Below are 238 nucleotides of genomic sequence, written 5' to 3' on the forward strand. Positions count from 1 at the left end.
AAACTCCTTTATGCCGGAGAGGTTTCTGGACCCAAAGTCGTATCGCGAAGATGACATGGACGTCTTTCACCCTTTCCTCGTCGGCAGACACAAGTGCGTGGGTGTCAGCTTTGCTTGGTCGGTGTTGCGTCTTATCCTTGCGTGGTTGGTGTGTAGTTTCTAAATCAAGCTTAAGTATTTGCGGTATAGGTGGCATTGGGGGAGCAGTGTACTTATATCCTTTGGGTAAGTCGTATAT

The 238-nt window shown here is 47.9% G+C and carries 1 protein-coding gene; it reads left to right on the forward strand.

All coding sequences use genetic code 11. The annotated features are described in order from the left end of the window. Window positions 1-10 precede the first annotated feature (10 nt). Complete coding sequence (locus ACEN88_RS36230; RefSeq protein ID WP_413347201.1) at window positions 11-163, forward strand: cytochrome P450; 153 nt, start codon at window positions 11-13, stop codon at window positions 161-163. Window positions 164-238: the final 75 nt, after the last annotated feature.

The organism is Massilia sp. CT11-108 (assembly GCF_047302915.1).
Lineage (GTDB): Bacteria > Pseudomonadota > Gammaproteobacteria > Burkholderiales > Burkholderiaceae_D > Telluria > Telluria orientalis.

Bases quoted from the DNA above. Each gene is read 5' to 3' on its own strand.
- ACEN88_RS36230 (WP_413347201.1), top strand. From the start codon at position 11: ATGCCGGAGAGGTTTCTGGACCCAAAGTCGTATCGCGAAGATGACATG.